The organism is Streptomyces sp. NPDC107765 (assembly GCF_055657085.1).
In genome coordinates, this window is the sequence record NZ_JBVKBL010000035.1 from 1 (window position 1) to 1,940 (window position 1,940).

Annotated in this window: 1 protein-coding gene and 1 pseudogene; one reads left to right on the forward strand and one right to left on the reverse strand. The window is 66.5% G+C overall.

Annotated elements, in window-relative coordinates; genetic code table 11:
• Window positions 1-125: 125 nt before the first annotated feature.
• Entirely contained in the window at window positions 126-791 is a 666-nt protein-coding gene (locus ACZ7MX_RS39695) for a nitroreductase (RefSeq protein WP_472139593.1), read from the reverse strand.
• A 155-nt stretch (window positions 792-946) separates the two neighbouring features.
• On the opposite strand from ACZ7MX_RS39695, the pseudogene ACZ7MX_RS39700 reads away from it, so the two are divergent.
• A pseudogene (locus tag ACZ7MX_RS39700) lies at window positions 947-1,831 on the forward strand (IS5 family transposase).
• Window positions 1,832-1,940 lie beyond the last annotated feature (109 nt).

Below are 1,940 nucleotides of genomic sequence, written 5' to 3' on the forward strand. Positions count from 1 at the left end.
GGCCCCGACACGCAGCAAGTTCCCCAGCCCTCATACAACCAGCGAACTACCACACACCCACCGTGACAAGATTACGTAACAAAGCCCTACTAGGACCTGTCCTGTCGATCTTGGCCGTCCAACGGTCACACTCCGATGAAGCTCACCGTTTCCGTCATCTCCGCCCGCCCGGTGCGCAGTTGCGGCACGTCCTCCTTCTCGAACCCCACTGAGACGCCACAGAACAGCACGAGTCCGTCGCCGGCTCCGACTGCCCGGCTGACAGTCTCCCGGTACACGGTCCACATCACCTGGGGGCAGCTGTGCAGCCCCTCGGCCCTCAACAACAGCATGACCGTCTGCAGGTACATCCCGGCGTCAGCCCACTGCCCCGGCCCCATCGTCCGGTCGAGGTAACAGAACAGGACGGCTGGCGCCCCGAACGCCTCCGAGTTCAAGGTGGCGATCTTCCTGGGCCGGTCTGGGTCGTCGCGCTCGATCCCCAGCGATTCGTACCGCTGGGCGGCGGCAGCGGCGAAGCGGTCCAGATACGGCGAGGCCAGCCCGTCCGGGTACATCGGGTACTCGCGCTCGTCGCCGGGGTCCCCCGCCAGTGCCCTGGCCGTTGCGGTCCGCTTGAGTTCCGCCAAGGGTTCGCCGGTCACGACGTACAGATGCCACGGCTGGAGGTTCCCGCTGGACGGAGCCCGCGTCGCTGCGGTCAGCACTCGTTCGAGTACCTCCTTGGGCACGGGCTCATCGCTGAACGCCCGCACGGCCCGGCGACTGTCCACGGCCTCATACACATCCACGTCTTGGCGTCCTCTCATTCAACCGGGCCCCTCCACCGTATTCAGCCGTCAGCACCGAGCATTGCCGGGGGTTGGAAGACGCCCCGACGATCAGTCCAGTCGTTGATAGGACCGTGGGAGACAGAGGTGACTTGACGGATGCTCAGTAGGAGCGGCTGGAGCCGCTGCTACCGGTCAGCAATGGGCGCTGTGGCAGGTGGCAGGACCACCGCCAGGTCGTGAACGGGGTGCTGTACCGGATCCGCACGGGCGTGCACTGGCGCTATCTGCCGGAGCGGTACGGACCGTGGCAGACGGTGCACGAGCGGCATCGCCGCTGGTCGGCGGACGGAACGTGGGAGATGCTCCTGCGGCGGATCCAGGCCGAGGTGGACGCGGCTGGCGAGATCGACTGGGACATCTCGGTCGACTCGACGTCCGAGCGCGCACACCACCAGGCCGCCGGCGCCCGGCACGCTCCACCGCCCGCCATCAAAGGGAGCTCCGCCCAGGCGGCAGAGCCGCTCGGGTTTGGGCGGAACTGATCGACCGGCTGGCGGAGGTGGTGAGAGAGGTGAGGTGCTCGGCCGGTCGCGCGGCGGGTTCACTACCAAGATCCACCTGAGCGCGGACGGCCGCTGCCGGATGCTCTCGCTAGTCATCACACCCGGGCAGTGCGCCGACTGCACCCAGTTCGAGGCAGTCATGGACCGGATCCGCGTGCCGCGGCTGGCCTGCGGCAGGCCACGTACTAAGCCGGAAAGCGTCAGTGCCGACAGGGCTACAGCAACCGCCGAACTCGCCGCTACATACGCAGACGTGGAATCCGGCAGGTCATCCCGGAGAAGGCCGACCAGGCAGCCAATCGGGTCCGACGCGGCAGGGCCGGGGGCCGACCGCCCGGTTTCGGCAAGGACCGCTACAAGAAGTGCAACACCGTCGAACGGGCGATCAACAAACTGAAGACCTTCCGCGCGATTGCAACCAGGTTCGACAAGCGCGGCTACGTCTGCCTCGGAACCGTTACCGCAGCCGCGCTCGTCATCTGGCTCCGCTCGTGATCGCCAGGACACTGCCTAGTAGGGCTTTGTTACGTAATCTTGTCACGGTGGGTGTGTGGTAGTTCGCTGGTTGTATGAGGGCTGGGGAACTTGCTGCGTGTCGGGGCCG